Source organism: Paucisalibacillus globulus DSM 18846 (assembly GCF_000482485.1).
Classification (GTDB): Bacteria; Bacillota; Bacilli; order Bacillales; family Amphibacillaceae; genus Ornithinibacillus; species Ornithinibacillus globulus.
This window is the reverse complement of record NZ_AXVK01000020.1, coordinates 50,571-67,389: the sequence shown is the minus strand read 5'-3', so window position 1 is coordinate 67,389 and position 16,819 is coordinate 50,571. Positions and strand designations below refer to the sequence as shown.

The following is a 16,819-nucleotide window of genomic DNA, read 5'->3' as shown; positions in this document are numbered from 1 at the left end:
TTATTGACCGAGCAGTAAGTTTGCGCTATCATGGTAATGTCCTAGTAATCTGATTAAAATTATTGTCCGTGATTATTGTGAAGAGGGGGGAAAATCATGAGCGAAGAGAAGCAACAAGTATCCCGTCGTCAATTTCTTAATTATACACTAACTGGTGTTGGTGGTTTTATGGCAGCTGGTATGCTTGCGCCGATGCTCAGAATGGCAGTCGACCCTGTTTTAAAGTCAACATCAAGTGATGGAGACTTTGTAAATGTTGGTCTAGCCGTTGAAGATATCACTACAACACCTCAACGTGTCGATTGGCAAATTGAACAAGTAGATGGTTGGTATGAGTCCAAACCTGGTAGGTCTGCATGGGTCTATAAGGATGATAAAGGTGACATTATTGCTCTTTCCCCAGTATGTACACATTTAGGATGTGTTGTATCTTGGGAAGGTAATGAGAGTCATCCGAACGAGTTTTTCTGCCCATGTCATGATGGACGCTATACCAAGGATGGTGTAAACGTTCCTGGAACACCACCATTGGCGCCACTTGCTACATATGAGCAAAAAGTGGAAAATGGAATTCTTTATCTAGGAAAAGCAATATCAAGAAAGGGGGCGTAACGATTTATGCTACAGAAAATTTATGACTGGATTGATGAGCGTGTTGATATTACGCCTATTTGGCGCGATATTGCTGACCATGAAGTACCAGAGCATGTAAACCCTGCGCATCATTTTTCTGCTTTTGTTTATTGTTTTGGTGGGTTAACATTTTTCGTGGTAGTTATTCAAATTTTATCTGGTATGTTCTTAACGATGTACTATGTTCCAGATATTGAAAACGCTTGGAGATCTGTTTACTACTTGCAATCTGAAGTTGCCCATGGACAAATTGTTCGGGGAATGCACCACTGGGGTGCTAGTGTAGTTATCGTCATGCTTTTATTACATACTTTAAGAGTGTTCTTCCAAGGAGCATATAAGAAGCCACGTGAATTAAACTGGATGGTAGGAGTATTAATCTTCTTTATCATGCTTGGTTTAGGTTTCACTGGTTATCTACTACCTTGGGATAACAAAGCATACTTTGCTACTCAAGTTGGACTTCAAATGGCTGAGCAAGTACCTATTATTGGTGATGAACTGAAGGTTTTACTTGCTGGTGATGACGAAATTGTAGGGGCACAAACGTTAACTCGTTTCTTTGCAATTCATGTCTTCTTTTTACCAGCAGCATTATTTGCTCTATTAGCTGTTCACTTCATCTTAATCCGTAGACAGGGTATTTCGGGACCACTATAAAAAGGAGGGGAAAGCTATGAAAAAGGGAAAAGGAATGAAATTTGTTGGAGATTCCCGTATTTCCGCAGATCGTACACTATCTAGGATACCGAAAGATTATTCTGAATATCCTGGTAGAACAGAAGCTTTTTGGCCCAACTTTTTATTAAAAGAGTGGTTGGCTGGTTCTGTTTTTTTAGTAGGATTTATGTGTTTAACATTGGCTCATCCTTCTCCATTAGGGGGATTAGCTGATCCGACGAATTCATCGTTTATACCTTTACCAGACTGGTATTTCTTGTTTTTGTATGAATTATTAAAATATAAATTTGCAAGTGGAGATTATATACTTTTAGGTATGATAGGTATTCCAGGGATTGCATTTGGAGCATTACTTCTTGCACCATTCTTAGATAATGGTCCAGGTCGTCGCCCACATCAACGTCCGATTGCTGTAATTATGATGTTGTTAGCTTTAGCTTCTACAGTTTGGTTAACTTACACATCTGCGTCTCACGTTAATTGGGAAGAACGTGCTGCAATGGATCAACCTACTCCACCAAATTCAGTGGAAATAGATACATCCCATGAAGGATACGGATTATATGAAGCAAGCTGTCTGTCTTGTCATGGTGATGCATTAGCTGGCGGAGCTGCTGGACCGTCACTTATAGGTACTGAACATACAGCAGAAGAAATCGGTGTCATTGCTAGAGAAGGTACTGAAGGTGGAATGCCTGCTGGTATTTTCACAGGTAGTGATGAAGAATTAGAACAACTCGTTGACTTTATTTTAACTGTAAACGAAGCGGCTGCAGAATAATCTAAAAGCCATAAAAAGCACCTTTGCCTTATTGGTAAAGGTGCTTTTTCTTCAGGGAAGGAGGAGGACAAAAATTAAATATATGTTGAAAGCAATTTTAATGGATAAACGCTTCCTAGTACTATTATTTGTCATCAACCTCTTAGGTACTATTTATGGCTATGATTGGTATGGCTGGCAATTAGAAAAAACTCCTGATATTTTTCTGATTTTTGTACCGGATAGTCCTACTGCAAGTTTGTTTTTTACAATCTTTTTATTATTTTTCATGTTTAAGAAACATTTTCCGTTAATAGAGGCGCTTGCTATTATTACCTTATTTAAATATGGGGTATGGGCTGTGGTCATGAATTTATTAACATTAGCTGTCAATGGTAGTTTACCACCCGGGGCATATATGTTAATTGTTTCTCATGCAGCTATGGCAATTCAGGGACTTCTCTATGCTCCATTCTATAAAATAAAAATGATACATATTATTATTGCGGCTGTATGGACATTACATAATGATGTTATTGATTATGTGTTTGGAATGATGCCGATTTATTCTTCGCTAACCGACTATATGAACGAGATAGGTTATTTTACTTTTTGGCTTAGTATAGTATCTATATTTATTGCTTATAAAATAACGATAAGCCCTAAAAATAAGCCGAGCTTATAACGGAATATAATTAAAAAACCATTCATACATTTATAGAGATTATGATTGGTGAGGTGATCTCTATAAAAAAAGTACCATTTCTTAAAATTATCTATTTGTTAATTATAGGGATTATATTATTTTTCGTTATAGAAGCAATCATAGGCGAGGTCGTAAGTGCTAAGATAAAGGGACAAGAAAAGGGAGACGATGAAGTGTTTCCCTTTTATTGGTTATTAGTAATTGTCGGTGGGATAATTGCTAGTACATTAACTTATGTAAGTTGGAGAAAATATATAGGTGAGAAGAACAATAATCAATCGAAGGATAACGACATAACAATTGACTGAGTAGGATAATTTGACTAAAATTGACTATAAGGACACATTAAATTTCATCACATGGAGGAATACAGAGAATGGGTTTAGGTTCATATATAATTTATATAGCTTTACTTATGATTATCCCGCTTTGGGCACAATCAAGAGTAAAAAGCACGTATAAAAAATATTCAAAAGTATCAACATCATCTATGATGACAGGAGCACAAGTTGCTCGGAAAATATTAGATGATAATGGACTTTATAATGTTGAAATTCAAGAAACAAAAGGGATGCTAACAGATCATTATGATCCAAGAAAGAAAGTTGTCAGACTTTCTACTGGTATTTATCATGGTCATTCCATGGCATCATCTGCAGTTGCAGCCCATGAAGTTGGACATGCTATCCAAGATGCAGAATCCTATGCATTTTTGAGATTTAGAAGTGCATTAGTTCCAGTAGCTAACTTTGGTTCTAATATTTCTTTCTTTCTAATTCTTGCTGGATTATTATTAAATATGACAGGATTAGCAACTATTGGGGTTATTTTCTTTGCAGGTGCTGTATTATTCCAATTAGTGACCTTACCTGTCGAGTTCGATGCTTCAAATCGTGCGATGGCACAGCTAGTTTCAACTGGTGTTATTCGTAACAATGAAGAGCGTGACACGAAAAAAGTGTTAAATGCTGCAGCAATGACTTATGTAGCAGCTGCTTTAGTTGCTGTCGCGGAACTAATTCGATTTATTCTAATGATTGTTGCTAGTAATCAAGATTAATCAGAGTTAAAGCAACTAAGCCAAAAGATAAATCCGAACCAAAATTCGAAATTCTACTAAGAGAATTCGAATAGGTTCGGATTTTTTTTCTTTGGTGGTGTTATTGCAAGCTAGATAGAAACTGCGCGGTAACTTTACTTAGGAATTTAAGTTGGGCGTCTAACCCCGCTCCGGAAATACACTCCGCTTTCCGCGGGCGGCTGGTGAGCCTCCCGCAGGAGTCTCCATGTATTTCCTACGCTGGTAGTGAAATAGAATTTTTGTACTTAATTACTGAAAAAATATGTTACAAACAATCCGTAAATTGAAAACTCTAACTAGCGCAGGCAGAATACGGAGACTCCTACGGGAATAGCGCGTGTCCGAAGACCCCGCAGCGGTGAACTTTCCGCGAGGAGGCTGAGGCCGTGCCCGTGGAAAGCGGAGTATTCTGCCGGAGCGGTAGTATAGCAGCAGTTACCTTCCTTAAGTTCATAGTCGAAGTATAACAATAGTTACCGCACAGTTTATAACAAACTACTTATTAAAATGTAATTACACGAAACAAAACTCAATTTATCTTGTAGTTCACCATTTGAATGGTACATTTAAGTTTTAGTACTTCCTAGTTTTTAATAAAAGTGTGTAATACAAGTTTTAATCACCTATCGGATTTTTATTTTCATCTAAGGTAAATCCTTCTCCTAAAACATCATGAACAGCTCCTACGGCTACAAATGCGTGTGGATCTATAGAGTTGATGATGTTTTTAAGTTTTACAATTTCATTTTTACCAACAACACAGTATAGTACATCTCGCTTTTCACCAGTAAAACTACCTCTACCATCTAAAACAGTTACTCCTCGGTCCATTTTCTTAAGAATTTCCTGTGCGATTTCATCACTTCTGGAAGAAATTATAGTTGCACCTCTAGCGGTATAGGCCCCTTCTTGAATGAAATCAATTACTCTTGCACCAACGTATACAGCAACTAGTGTGTACATACCTTGCGAAAGTTCAAGAATAGTGAAAATGGATGTAGCAATAACAAGAAAGTCAAACATAAACATTGTTTTACCCATACTCCATCCTACGTACTTATGTACAATTCTTGCAATAATATCTACACCACCTGTTGTACCACCATAACGGAATACAATACCAAGCCCGACTCCAATAAATACACCGGCAAATAATGATACAAGAAACATATCCTGTTCCAAATGTATCTCGAAAGGATTTATTTGGAATAGGCTCAGGAATAAAGACACAGATAATGTCCCAATAATTGTGTAGATGAATGTATTCCTACCTAGAAATTTCCATCCAATAAGGAGAATTGGAATGTTTAAAATAATATTAGTGATAGCAGGATCCCATTTAAATGCAAAGAACAAAATTAACGTGATTCCTGTGAATCCACCTTCTCCTAAGTTATGTTGCATATTAAAATGAACGATTCCAAATGAAAATATTGCAGCTCCAAGTAAAATAAATATGATATTTTTAACTTTTAATCCAAAAATCATGCTGTACCTCCAATTATGTATTGAACACCAGGTTAAACATGCCTTTCTAATTATAATCAATTTGCTAATAGAGAACAATGTTTTACCTAGACAATTTGAAGTACTTCAATAGAAGAAAGTCACGAATCGAAGCTTTCAACTAAATAATTTGTCAAATAAACCGCTATTCGCTAACATTAAAGAATAAACTAGGTAAAGGAGTCGGATGAATCATTAATACGAAAGCATTAACAACCAAGGAAATTCAAGAACGTGTAGATAACTATATAAGTCAGTATAAGGAAGGTTACTTTTCTCCGCTTGCCTTAATGGCCAGGTTAACAGAAGAAGTAGGGGAGCTTGCCCGTGAAGTAAATCACGTCCATGGTGAGAAACCAAAAAAGGCTACTGAGGATGCGAATACAATTGAAGACGAATTAGGTGACATTGTCTTTGTTATCACTTGCATAGCTAATTCTTTACAAATAGATCTTTCTGACTCCTTTAATAAATCGATGATGAAATTCGAAACAAGGGACAAGGATAGATGGACAAAAAAAGTAACTCACCAGGAGGAGTAACCAATGAGTGTTAAGATTGTTATTGCCGGACCACGAGGACGGATGGGTAGTGAGGCAATCAATATGGTCCTAGAAGAGCCCAATTTTGAATTAGTTGGTTGTATTGATCGAGTAGAGAATGGAATCCCATCACTAGCTGAAAAGGGTATTCCAGTTTTTAAAAACCCAGAGGAAGCCTTTTATGATTCTGATGCTGATGTTCTTATTGACTTAAGTGTTCCTGAAGCAAGTTATAATCATATTATGATGGCGTTAGAAAAAAAGATTCGTTGTGTCGTCGGAACAACAGGATTTTCAGCTAACCAACTTAAAGAGATTAATCAAGTTGCTAGTGAATACGAGACAGGATGTATCATTGCACCGAACTTTGCAATAGGAGCTATTCTTATGATGCATTTCTCGAAAATTGCTTCAAAATATTTTCCTGATATTGAAATTATCGAAAAACATCATGATAAGAAGGTTGATGCACCATCCGGTACTGCTATCAAAACGGCTGAATTAATTAAAACAGTTCGAGAAAGTAAAAGGCAAGGTGCTCATGAAGAAGTAGAAATTTTAAAAGGTGCTAGGGGTGCAGAAGATGATGGTATTCATATTCATAGTTTACGCTTACCTGGGTTAATGGCACATCAAGAAGTTATTTTTGGTGGAGAAGGTCAAATATTAACGATAAAACATGATTCCATGAACAGAAAGTCTTTTATGGAAGGAATCAAATTATCCGTTAATCAAGTATTGCGATTAGAAGGATTTGTTTATGGATTAGAAAACGTTCTTGATTTAGATTAATAATGGGAGGTAGCTTTATGAACGTAGCATTAATTGCCCATGACAACAAGAAACCTACAATCATCAATTTTGCAATTGCTTATAAGCATGTATTGCAAAAACATAAATTGTTTGCAACAGGTACCACAGGTAAAAAGATAATGGAGGAAACTGGACTTTCTATTCATAGGTTTCAATCAGGTCCTTTAGGCGGTGATCAGCAAATAGGTGCAATGATAGCTAATAATGAGATGGATATGGTAATATTTTTCCGTGACCCATTAACCGCACAGCCACATGAGCCTGACGTGAGTGCGCTAATTAGGCTTTGTGATGTTCATCAAATTCCACTAGCTACCAACCTAAGTTCAGCTGAGATTTTCATTCATGGACTAAAACAAGGAGTTATGGATTGGAGACAAGTTTTAAAAGAGAGAAGAGATAAGGGAAAATGAAAAAAATAGGAATCACATGTTATCCAACTGTAGGTGGGTCAGGCGTTATAGCAACAGAGTTGGGTATGTTACTAGCTGAAGAAGGATATGAAATTCATTTTATAACTTCTGGTTTGCCATTTCGGTTAAACCGAGTGTATCCAAATATTTATTATCACGAGGTTGAAGTAAGTCATTATCCAGTTTTCCAGTATCCCCCATATGATTTAGCCTTGGCAACAAAAATGGCTGAAGTGATAGACAGAGAAGAATTAGATATTCTACATGTACATTATGCCTTGCCTCATGCAGTATGCGCAATTCTTGCACGAGATATGGCGAAACATGATGTGAAAATTGTTACTACCCTTCATGGAACAGATATAACGGTGCTTGGAATTGACAATACGTTTAAAAGGATGATTAAATATGGTATTGAAAAATCCGATGCTGTAACTGCTGTATCTGAAGATTTGGTAAGGCAAACAAAGTCAATGATAGAAGTAGAAAAAGATATTCGAGTTATATATAATTTTGTTAATGAAGAGGAGTATTATAAAAAAGATTTAACCCATATAAAAGCCCAGTATGGAATCGAAGAAGAAGAGAAAGTCATTATTCATATTTCTAATTTCCGTAAAGTGAAGAGACTGGATGATATTGTCCATACATTTAAATTGATACGGGATGATATAAAATCGAAATTATTACTGGTTGGGGACGGACCAGAGTACTCCAATACATTTCAATTAGTTGATAAGCTAGGACTCCAAGAGGATGTTCTATTCCTCGGTAAACAAAAAAATATTAGTGATCTTCTATCGATTTCTGATTTAAATTTACTTATGTCAGAAAAAGAAAGCTTCGGCCTAGTTCTTTTAGAAGGTATGGCCTGTGAAGTACCTTGTATTGGGACAAATGTTGGTGGAATACCTGAGGTTATTCAAGAGGATACAGGGTTTATTGTTGAATTAGGCGATATAGAAGGAGCCGCACGGTTTGCAAAAAGACTCTTGTCAAATGATAACATGATGAAAGAGTTTTCGACTAATGCTGTTCAACATGTTAAACAGAATTTTCACTCCACAATTATATTAAAGCAATATACTGATTTGTATATGGAAGTGCTACGCGATTAAAATCAATCGTATTTGCTTTTATTTATTTCTTAACTACTAAATAAGACCTGAGGTGTGGCTATGTGCCAATTTACAAAGCCTTTTCAAGATGCACTTTATATTATTGAAAAAATAGAACAAGCGGGTCATCAGGCCTATTTTGTAGGAGGCTGTGTTCGAGACTTATTGTTAAAACGGTCTATTGGCGATATTGATATTACCACTTCTGCGACTCCGGATAAAATTCAAACAATCTTTGACCAAGTAATACCTGTTGGGATTGAACATGGGACTGTAATTGTCAGACATAATAAAGTTTCCTATGAAGTAACCACATTTCGAGTTGAAAGTGATTACTCAGATGGTAGACATCCTGACTCTGTTCAGTTTATTGATAAAATTGATCAGGACTTGGCACGACGAGACTTTACGGTGAATGCCTTAGCAATGGATAAGTACGGTAAGATTATTGATTTATTTCATGGTCAAGAGGATTTACAAAATGGACTACTGCGAACAGTTGGAGATGGAATGGATCGCTTAAAAGAAGACCCATTACGAATTTTACGTGCAATTCGTTTTTCGAGTCAATTAGGTTTCAAGATAGAAAATGATACACTTAGCGCAATTCGGGATGTTAAACCTGCTGTTGAAGGGTTAGCTGTAGAAAGGATAACTGCAGAATTACAAAAACTATTTGCTGGAAATTACGTTAAAGCAGGATTAATATATTTGACAGACCTAAGAATTGAGAAGCATCTGCCTGTGTTAAAAGACTATCAAGTTCTAAAAAAATTAAGTGAAACAATCCGACCAGTCCATACTTTGTCGGAAGTAATTTGTCTTATACATCGAACAGAACCTAAAATGGATGTTCGAACAATTTCTAAAGGATGGAAATGCTCGAACAGAGTATTAAATGAAGCTATACAATTAAATGAAGCAATTACTTATTATACCATTAACGGGTTAAATAACATGCTAGCTTATAAACTTTTACCAGACTTTTATATGGCCTTTTCTCGTATTACTGAAATTCTATTTTCTCAAAAAGTTAAAGAGGAAGAATTAATAAAACTTAGAAAAAATCTAGTCATTTTGTCTAAAAAGGACCTAGATATTGATGGAAATGATATAATAAAACTATTTCCCGATAAGAAAAAAGGCCCGTGGATTCAAGAACTTTTAATAAAAATGGAAGAGCTAGTAATTCAAGGGAACATTGAAAACAAGAAAACAATTTTAAAGGACTGGATAAAATGGAATCCACCCGTAGTAAAATAATACAAGTTTTATCAACTAATGACGATAACTTTATTTCAGGACAGGAGATTTCTGAACAACTGAAAATTTCCAGGAGTGCTATTTGGAAGCATATGAAGGAATTAGAAAAAGATGGCTATGTTATCGAGGCAAAGCGTAATAAAGGATATCGAATTATACAATCTCCAGGTAAGGTTAGTGAAAATACTGTACAATGGGGACTAGAAACGAAGTGGCTTGGAAAATCAATCATACATAAAGAAACTACAAGCTCGACACAAGTTATTGCTCATCAATTAGCAATGAACAATGCCCCACATGGCACAGTTGTTATTGCTGATGAACAAACTGCTGGAAGAGGAAGATTAAATAGAGAGTGGTATAGTGCTAAAAACAAAGGTATTTGGTTAAGTATTATATTAAGACCGACAATCTTACCATATTTAGCACCACAGTTGACCCTCCTTACAGCTACAGTATTAGCTGATGTTATAAAAAATAATCTAGATTTAGATACAAAAATTAAATGGCCAAATGACATTATCATACAAGATAAAAAGGTTTCAGGTATATTAACAGAAATGCAAGCAGAACAGGATCGTATCCAATATATCGTCATCGGGATTGGAATGAATGTCAATCAAAAGTTAGAAGAAATTCCAGATGATATACAATCAAAGGCAACATCCTTAATGATTCAAACTGGAAGAATTCTAGATGTCACGAATTTAATCCAGGACATACTTATTACATTTGAAAAGACTTACGAAGAATATTGTAATCATGGTTTTCCCATTATTAAAGAAAGATGGGAAAGCTATGGTTATCGATTAGGTGAGAGAACTAAAATAAAAACTTTCCAAACTGTACAAGATGCCATATTAATGGGTATTGCGGATGATGGTGCACTACTTGCTAAATATAATGATGGGGAAGTCAAAAGAATTTATTCAGGTGAGATTGATTGGTTCTATAATAATGAAAATAGTAAGTAATGTTATTTTTACAATCAACATAATTAATGTGAGGCAAGGGTGGTGATGAAATGAATCGATTTGTTGTCTTGGATTTAGAAACAACAGGGAACTCAAGCACAAGCCAAGATAAAATTATCGAAGTGGGTATGGTTGTGATTGAAAATAATGAAATTGTTGATGAATTTTCCACAATGATGTATCCAGGCAAGTCTATACCACCGTTTATTACAAAATTAACTGGTATTAAAGATGAGGATGTAGCAGATGCACCACTTTTTTCTGAAGTAGCAGAAGAGATTGTTAAGTTACTTGATAATAGTTATTTAATTGCACATAATGTACCATTTGATTTAGGTTTTTTAAATAAAGAGTTATCTGCAATTGGAATGCCTAGGTTGAACAATCTAGTACTCGATACGGTAGAACTTACTAGGATCTTATATCCGCATGCTCCAGGTTATAAATTAGGTATATTAGCAGAATATCTTCATATTGAACATAAAAACCCACATAGGGCACTATCCGATGCTTTTGTCACAGCTAAACTATTTTTAAAGCTAAAAGATAAAATTGCTGCTTTACCTTTTGAGACAATCGAACAACTTATAAAAGTTGAAAAAATGTTAAAATCAGATTTGTTTGAGTTATTAAATCATCAGTTAGATGTATTAGCGTTTTCGGTAGCTGATTCAGAATTTACAAGTTATAAAGGATTGGCCTTTCGGAATGTTTCACCAAAAAAACGAGAGACTGTTACTCTTACATCTTCATTTGGTGAATACTTGGATTCTATTTATGAAGAAAATGGAACAATGGAGTCCAATATGACGAATTATGAAAAGAGAAATGGTCAAAGGATCATGTCAGAGGAAATATTCGATTCTTTTCAAGCAAACAAACACGCTCTAATCGAAGCAGAAACAGGTACTGGAAAGTCTTTAGCGTATCTAATTCCAAGCATTTATGAAGCGGTTAAATCGAATAAAAAACTTGTAATTAGCACGTATACAACACAGTTACAGTCACAATTACTGGAAGAAGAAATTCCCTTAATACAGAATCTTGTTACGGTTCCATTTAAGGTTGCCTTACTAAAGGGAAAACAGCATTATATTAGTATTGAAAAGTTTGCAAATGAACTATATGCGGGGCAAAATGATAATTATGATACTGCACTGACAAAAGCTATGATGCTTGTATGGCTATTAGAAACAGAGACAGGTGATATCGATGAATTACATTTACCATCTCATGGACAAATTTTCTATAAAAGAGTATCAGCAGACACAGAGGGACAAGCAGATCCTTCGTCTCCATGGTTCAAATACTCGTATTATCAAAAGGCCAGAAGAAATGCACAATTAGCTGACATAATCATTACGAATCATGCACTTTTATGCACAGATATCTTTAATGATTATCAATTTTTGCCAAGTTATGAAAAGGCGATTATTGACGAGGCGCATCATTTAGAGGAAACAGCTTCTAAGCACTATGGATTAAAATTAGATTATGTGAATATGCAACATTTATTCAATCAAATTGGTGCTTTTGGAGAAGGAAAATGGTTGGATAGCTTGAAATTTGATTCTACAATAGAAGAAACCAGCATGAAACAACGCTGGAATGACCTACTAACATTATCGAAATATGAATTAGATGATTTGTTTCGGACAATTTTTCAGTATGTATTAAATAAAAGTGGTATACAGAAGGTTCTTAGTGATGTTGGGCGAATTCAGTACCGATTCGAGGAAAAGAAAGAAGTTGCAAAGAGCTGGAATCTAATAAAAGAAATGGCAACAAGGCAAATTTTGTATATTCGTGATATGATCCATTCATTAACCTTAATAAGCGGGTATTTATTGGATAAGGATGCAAAAGATGAGGCAGAACTGCGTATTGAGATATTGCAGTCGTTTATAGATGGATTAGAGCAGCTATTTTTAATGGATAATGATTCCGAAGAGGTAAAGTGGATTGAGATTGAAGCATACGGGGCCAAAAATGCAGTTTACTTGTATAGTGAGCCTGTAAATGTGTCATCGATTCTACAAAAGAACTTTTTTGATGTGAAAGAAAGTGTCATTTTAACAAGTGCAACACTTACAATGAAGAATTCTTTTAATTTTATCCAAAAAAGAGTTGGTATACCAAATGAAAGGTTATCTACGAAAAAGATACCATCACCTTTCTCTTACCTTGAACAGGTGAGGGTCTTAGTACCGAGTGACTTCCCTGATATTAACTATGGAAATACGGATGATTTTATTGCAGCAACATGTGAGTCCATATTATCTCTTGCTGAAATAACGAATGGAAGGATGTTGGTGTTATTCACATCCTATGATATGCTAAAAAAATCATATTATTTACTAAAAGAAATAATGGAAAATGATAAATTTGTGCTCATTGCACAAGGTATATCAAGCGGTAGTAGGGAAAGGTTAAAAAAGAATTTTCAAACGTTCGATCAGTCGATCCTTCTTGGCACCAGTTCCTTTTGGGAAGGTGTCGATATTCCTGGTGATGATTTATCCTGTTTGATGATTGTAAGACTCCCTTTCCAACCACCGAATCATCCTGTTTATGAGGCAAAAGCAACGGATATGAAAACTAATGGTGGAAATGCTTTTTACGATCTTGCATTACCGAATGCTGTTATTCGTTTTAAGCAAGGATTTGGGAGACTTATTCGTTCCACAAATGATAGAGGTATCGTTTTTATATGTGATGCACGAATTATAAAATCATCATATGGAAAATATTTCACTGAATCCATACCGAAAGTACCAATAGCTTTTGACACAACAACGAAACTAATGGATAAAGCGAAAGAATGGTTTTAAATACTATTGGCTCTTTTTATATAAGTGTAATTTAACGTCATACTTTGCACATGGTGGACCGAATGCACGGAAAAGTGAAGTGTTGTATTCGGTCCATGGTCATGACTTACAAAAAAAGAACTGATGCAGAAGCATCAGTTAAGTAAGATGGTATGGTGTTTAGAATTATTTGGTTGAAATAAATAAAAACAAAACAAAAATCAAGATTTGCTTGGTATAATGTAGGTGTTTCATCTTATTTAAGTTCAACGTAAACTTAGTATAGACAGCGAATATGGTAAGTATGTTTAGCAATAATTGATAAGAATAGAAGTAATTTGTCATGTATAGAAAAATGGAGGGTAAAAGTATGGTAATACAAGGTGTTTTACGATTAATACATAATTGCAATTTCAAAATAAAGAAAGAAGTTGGTAGTATTCCAACACATTACCATGCATAGGAGAGATTTTCGATTACCGTCCTTAGCAAAATGGATTTTACTTGGGATAATTCTTATTCTTATTGCGATTTTTATCTATTTAGTCTTTTTATATTCAGATATTCAAAAAAGTAAAACAAATGGTTTCTCCAATGCAGAACAACGGGTTTTAGAAGAAACTGATTTAGTTGATATTGAGGAGACATTAAGGTATCAAGATGAAGCTCTCTATCATGTTGTTATTGGTAAAACAAAGGCGGATGAAGGTCTGATTGTTTTTGTACCAGAAGGTGATGAAGAGAAACTAACTATTGTTAATCAAAATGAGATTTTACCATATGATACTGTATTAGCAAATTGGATGGATGAATGTGTGAATTGTGAGCTAGTTGATATTGTCCCTGCTATTATTAAGGGTAATGCCCTATGGGAAATTACTTATTATGACGAAGCAAATCGTTATGTTTTAAATTATGTTTCCATATTTGATGGTATCAAATATGAGGAATTTCGCTTTATAAAAATGTTTGATTAAGTGAGGGAATTGTAAATGGAGATTGCAAATAGGGTAAAAACATTGACTCCTTCTACCACCTTAGCAATTACTGCTAAAGCGAAGGAATTGAAACTTAAAGGTTATGACGTGATTGGTCTGGGGGCAGGAGAACCTGATTTTAATACTCCAGATTATATTTTGCAAGCTGCAAAAAATGCGATGGAACAGGGTAGGACAAAATATACCCCAGCTGGTGGTATTAATGAGCTGAAGCAAGCTATAATTGATAAGTTGATGACTGATAATAGTCTTTCCTATGATATGAATCAGATTATCGTCACTTCTGGTGCCAAACATGCTTTATATACACTATTTCAAGTTATTTTAAATGAAGATGACGAGGTAATTGTACCAACGCCTTATTGGGTTAGTTATCCTGAGCAAATTAAACTTGCTGGTGGTAAGCCAATTTATGTAGAAGGTAAAGAAGAGAATGATTTTAAAATTTCGTCAGAAGAGCTTAAATTAGCGATTACAGAAAGGACAAAAGCAGTAATAATTAACTCACCTAGTAACCCAACTGGAATGATGTATAGTGAAAAAGAACTTAGCGCTTTAGGAGAAGTTTGTTTAGAACACAACATTTTAATTATTTCAGATGAAATTTATGAAAAACTGATTTATACAGATGAAAAACATTTTTCCGTAGCGCAACTATCTGCTGAGCTAAAAGCTCAGACCGTTTTGATAAATGGAGTATCCAAGTCACATGCGATGACTGGTTGGAGAATTGGTTATGCTGCAGGACCACTAAACATTATAAAAGCAATGACAAATTTAGCGTCTCATTCAACATCGAATCCAACTTCAATTGCACAATATGCAGCACTTGCCGCATACCAGGCTGAAACTGATCCAACTGTGGAAATGCGCAAAGTATTTGCAGAAAGACTAAATGCATTATATGATTTAATCGTTAAGATACCAGGTGTAACATGTAAGAAGCCACAGGGAGCTTTTTATCTGTTTCCAAATGTAAAAGAAACTGCTAGCCTTAATGGCTTTAATTCTGTTGATGATTGGGTTCAAGCATTATTGGAAGAAGAAAAGGTTGCAGTTGTTCCGGGTTCTGGCTTTGGAACACCTGATTATATTCGTTTGTCCTACGCTATTTCAAAAGAACAATTAGTTGAAGCTGCTAGCCGTATCCTTCGCTTTGTAGAAAATAATACGAAATAGAAATTGTACTAACGAAGTAAATTATTTACTAATGGAGGTTATATCGTTGAAAACAACAATTGCACAAGTACCTAAGTCTTTAGGTGAAAAAGTAACTATCGGAGCATGGCTCGCAAATAAACGTTCAAGTGGAAAAATTGCCTTTTTACAATTACGGGATGGAACAGGCTTTATACAAGGAGTAGTAGTGAAGAGTGAGGTTAGTGAAGAGACATTCCAATTAGCAAAAAATATGTCTCAGGAATCTTCAGTGTATGTTACAGGTACTATTGTAGAAGATTCACGCTCACCATTTGGTTTTGAAATGCAAGTAGAAAGTATTGAACTAATTCATGAAGCGGTTGATTATCCAATCACTCCTAAAGATCACGGAACAGAATTTTTAATGGATCATCGTCATCTATGGTTGCGTTCTAAGAAACAGCATGCGGTTATGAAAATTAGAAATGAAATTATCCGTGCAACATACGAGTTCTTCAATGACAATGGATACGTGAAAATTGACCCACCTATTTTAACAGGATCATCTGCAGAGGGGACAACAGAACTTTTCCATACAAAGTATTTCGATGAAGATGCATATCTATCACAAAGTGGACAATTATATATGGAAGCGGCAGCGATGGCGTTTGGTAAAGTATTTTCATTTGGTCCAACGTTCCGTGCTGAAAAATCTAAAACACGAAGACATTTAATTGAGTTTTGGATGATTGAACCGGAAATGGCATTTGTAGAACATGCAGAAAGCTTAGAAATACAAGAGAATTATGTAAGTCATGTTGTTCAATCGGTACTTAAAAATTGTAAGCTAGAGCTTGGTGTATTGGATAGGGATACTGCTAAACTTGAAAAAGTAAAAGCACCATTCCCGAGAATTTCTTATGATGATGCGATTGCCTTATTAAAAGAAAAAGGATTTACAGATATCGAATGGGGCGAGGACTTTGGTGCTCCACATGAAACTGCAATTGCTGAAGACTTTGATATGCCAGTATTTATTACCAACTGGCCTAAAGACATTAAAGCATTCTACATGAAGCCAGATCCAAACAGAGATGATGTTGTTCTTTGTGCAGATTTAATTGCACCTGAAGGTTATGGTGAGATTATAGGTGGATCACAAAGAATTGATGACTTAGATTTAATGAAACAACGCTATGAAGAACATGGGCTTACTGGACCTGCTTATAAGTGGTATCTAGAACTAAGTCAATATGGAAGTGTTCCACACTCCGGTTTTGGTCTTGGCCTAGAACGTACAGTAGCGTGGATATCTGGTGTTGAACACGTTCGGGAAACCATCCCATTCCCAAGATTGTTAAATCGTTTATATCCATAATAA

The 16,819-nt window shown here is 35.3% G+C and carries 17 protein-coding genes; 16 read left to right on the top strand and 1 reads right to left on the bottom strand.

Annotated elements, in window-relative coordinates:
• Window positions 1-96: 96 nt before the first annotated feature.
• From K332_RS0105440 to K332_RS0105415, 6 genes are all read left to right on the top strand, one after another.
• Window positions 97-612, top strand: a complete 516-nt coding sequence (locus tag K332_RS0105440) for a QcrA and Rieske domain-containing protein (RefSeq protein WP_026906549.1) — start codon at window positions 97-99, stop codon at window positions 610-612.
• Window positions 613-618: 6 nt separating this feature from the next.
• On the top strand, window positions 619-1,293 hold the full coding sequence (gene qcrB / locus K332_RS0105435) for a menaquinol-cytochrome c reductase cytochrome b subunit (RefSeq protein ID WP_026906548.1): 675 nt from the start codon (window positions 619-621) through the stop codon (window positions 1,291-1,293).
• Between the two features lie 16 nt (window positions 1,294-1,309).
• A complete protein-coding gene (locus K332_RS0105430; protein ID WP_026906547.1) occupies window positions 1,310-2,095 on the top strand; it encodes a menaquinol-cytochrome c reductase cytochrome b/c subunit in 786 nt (261 codons plus the stop codon).
• Window positions 2,096-2,177: 82 nt separating this feature from the next.
• Window positions 2,178-2,759 (top strand): lipoprotein heptaprenylglyceryl N-acetyltransferase LhaT, encoded by a 582-nt coding sequence (lhaT, locus tag K332_RS0105425; protein WP_026906546.1) that lies wholly within the window; start codon window positions 2,178-2,180, stop codon window positions 2,757-2,759.
• A 53-nt stretch (window positions 2,760-2,812) separates the two neighbouring features.
• Window positions 2,813-3,088 (top strand): sporulation protein YpjB, encoded by a 276-nt coding sequence (locus tag K332_RS0105420; RefSeq protein WP_169727349.1) that lies wholly within the window; start codon window positions 2,813-2,815, stop codon window positions 3,086-3,088.
• A gap of 68 nt (window positions 3,089-3,156) precedes the next feature.
• The gene (locus K332_RS0105415) at window positions 3,157-3,840 is read left to right on the top strand and encodes a zinc metallopeptidase (RefSeq protein ID WP_026906544.1); all 684 of its coding nucleotides are present in this window, start codon (window positions 3,157-3,159) and stop codon (window positions 3,838-3,840) included.
• 636 nt (window positions 3,841-4,476) lie between these two features.
• Here the strand turns inward: K332_RS0105415 and K332_RS0105410 are convergent.
• Window positions 4,477-5,349 (bottom strand): YitT family protein, encoded by an 873-nt coding sequence (locus K332_RS0105410; protein ID WP_026906543.1) that lies wholly within the window; start codon window positions 5,347-5,349, stop codon window positions 4,477-4,479.
• 212 nt (window positions 5,350-5,561) lie between these two features.
• Here K332_RS0105410 and K332_RS0105405 point away from each other — a divergent pair, with 212 nt between their 5' ends.
• The 10 genes from K332_RS0105405 (at window position 5,562) to asnS (ending at window position 16,816) form a co-directional block, all read left to right on the top strand.
• On the top strand, window positions 5,562-5,909 hold the full coding sequence (locus tag K332_RS0105405) for a nucleotide pyrophosphohydrolase (RefSeq protein WP_036688166.1): 348 nt from the start codon (window positions 5,562-5,564) through the stop codon (window positions 5,907-5,909).
• A gap of 3 nt (window positions 5,910-5,912) precedes the next feature.
• Window positions 5,913-6,701 (top strand): 4-hydroxy-tetrahydrodipicolinate reductase, encoded by a 789-nt coding sequence (gene dapB, locus K332_RS0105400; RefSeq protein ID WP_026906541.1) that lies wholly within the window; start codon window positions 5,913-5,915, stop codon window positions 6,699-6,701.
• Between the two features lie 17 nt (window positions 6,702-6,718).
• Window positions 6,719-7,135 carry a methylglyoxal synthase gene (mgsA, locus tag K332_RS0105395; protein ID WP_026906540.1) on the top strand — a complete coding sequence of 139 codons (417 nt, stop codon included), beginning with the start codon at window positions 6,719-6,721 and terminating at the stop codon, window positions 7,133-7,135.
• The gene (gene bshA, locus K332_RS0105390; RefSeq protein WP_026906539.1) at window positions 7,132-8,253 is read left to right on the top strand and encodes an N-acetyl-alpha-D-glucosaminyl L-malate synthase BshA; all 1,122 of its coding nucleotides are present in this window, start codon (window positions 7,132-7,134) and stop codon (window positions 8,251-8,253) included. Before mgsA ends, bshA begins: the two co-directional genes overlap by 4 nt.
• A 60-nt stretch (window positions 8,254-8,313) precedes the next feature.
• A complete protein-coding gene (locus K332_RS0105385; protein WP_036688163.1) occupies window positions 8,314-9,516 on the top strand; it encodes a CCA tRNA nucleotidyltransferase in 1,203 nt (400 codons plus the stop codon).
• Window positions 9,492-10,490, top strand: a complete 999-nt coding sequence (locus K332_RS0105380; protein WP_026906537.1) for a biotin--[acetyl-CoA-carboxylase] ligase — start codon at window positions 9,492-9,494, stop codon at window positions 10,488-10,490. The genes K332_RS0105385 and K332_RS0105380 overlap by 25 nt, the downstream gene beginning before the upstream one ends.
• 50 nt (window positions 10,491-10,540) lie before the next feature.
• Window positions 10,541-13,321 carry an ATP-dependent DNA helicase DinG gene (gene dinG, locus K332_RS0105375; protein ID WP_026906536.1) on the top strand — a complete coding sequence of 927 codons (2,781 nt, stop codon included), beginning with the start codon at window positions 10,541-10,543 and terminating at the stop codon, window positions 13,319-13,321.
• A gap of 434 nt (window positions 13,322-13,755) precedes the next feature.
• Window positions 13,756-14,277 (top strand): cell wall elongation regulator TseB-like domain-containing protein, encoded by a 522-nt coding sequence (locus tag K332_RS0105365; protein WP_026906535.1) that lies wholly within the window; start codon window positions 13,756-13,758, stop codon window positions 14,275-14,277.
• A gap of 15 nt (window positions 14,278-14,292) precedes the next feature.
• Window positions 14,293-15,477: a pyridoxal phosphate-dependent aminotransferase gene (locus K332_RS0105360; protein WP_026906534.1), complete on the top strand. Its 1,185-nt coding sequence runs from the start codon at window positions 14,293-14,295 to the stop codon at window positions 15,475-15,477.
• A 46-nt stretch (window positions 15,478-15,523) separates the two neighbouring features.
• Complete coding sequence (gene asnS, locus K332_RS0105355; protein WP_026906533.1) at window positions 15,524-16,816, top strand: asparagine--tRNA ligase; 1,293 nt, start codon at window positions 15,524-15,526, stop codon at window positions 16,814-16,816.
• The last annotated feature ends 3 nt before the right edge of the window (window positions 16,817-16,819 follow it).

What these genes read in the sequence shown, in the direction of transcription:
- K332_RS0105360 (WP_026906534.1), top strand. Translation starts at nt 14,293, where the DNA reads ATGGAGATTGCAAATAGGGTAAAAACATTGACTCCTTCTACCACCTTA.
- K332_RS0105440 (WP_026906549.1), top strand. Translation starts at nt 97, where the DNA reads ATGAGCGAAGAGAAGCAACAAGTATCCCGTCGTCAATTTCTTAATTAT.
- K332_RS0105365 (WP_026906535.1), top strand. Translation starts at nt 13,756, where the DNA reads ATGCATAGGAGAGATTTTCGATTACCGTCCTTAGCAAAATGGATTTTA.
- dinG (WP_026906536.1), top strand. Translation starts at nt 10,541, where the DNA reads ATGAATCGATTTGTTGTCTTGGATTTAGAAACAACAGGGAACTCAAGC.
- K332_RS0105415 (WP_026906544.1), top strand. Translation starts at nt 3,157, where the DNA reads ATGGGTTTAGGTTCATATATAATTTATATAGCTTTACTTATGATTATC.
- qcrB (WP_026906548.1), top strand. Translation starts at nt 619, where the DNA reads ATGCTACAGAAAATTTATGACTGGATTGATGAGCGTGTTGATATTACG.
- mgsA (WP_026906540.1), top strand. Translation starts at nt 6,719, where the DNA reads ATGAACGTAGCATTAATTGCCCATGACAACAAGAAACCTACAATCATC.
- lhaT (WP_026906546.1), top strand. Translation starts at nt 2,178, where the DNA reads ATGTTGAAAGCAATTTTAATGGATAAACGCTTCCTAGTACTATTATTT.
- K332_RS0105380 (WP_026906537.1), top strand. Translation starts at nt 9,492, where the DNA reads ATGGAATCCACCCGTAGTAAAATAATACAAGTTTTATCAACTAATGAC.
- dapB (WP_026906541.1), top strand. Translation starts at nt 5,913, where the DNA reads ATGAGTGTTAAGATTGTTATTGCCGGACCACGAGGACGGATGGGTAGT.
- K332_RS0105410 (WP_026906543.1), bottom strand. Translation starts at nt 5,349, where the DNA reads ATGATTTTTGGATTAAAAGTTAAAAATATCATATTTATTTTACTTGGA.
- K332_RS0105385 (WP_036688163.1), top strand. Translation starts at nt 8,314, where the DNA reads ATGTGCCAATTTACAAAGCCTTTTCAAGATGCACTTTATATTATTGAA.
- K332_RS0105430 (WP_026906547.1), top strand. Translation starts at nt 1,310, where the DNA reads ATGAAAAAGGGAAAAGGAATGAAATTTGTTGGAGATTCCCGTATTTCC.
- bshA (WP_026906539.1), top strand. Translation starts at nt 7,132, where the DNA reads ATGAAAAAAATAGGAATCACATGTTATCCAACTGTAGGTGGGTCAGGC.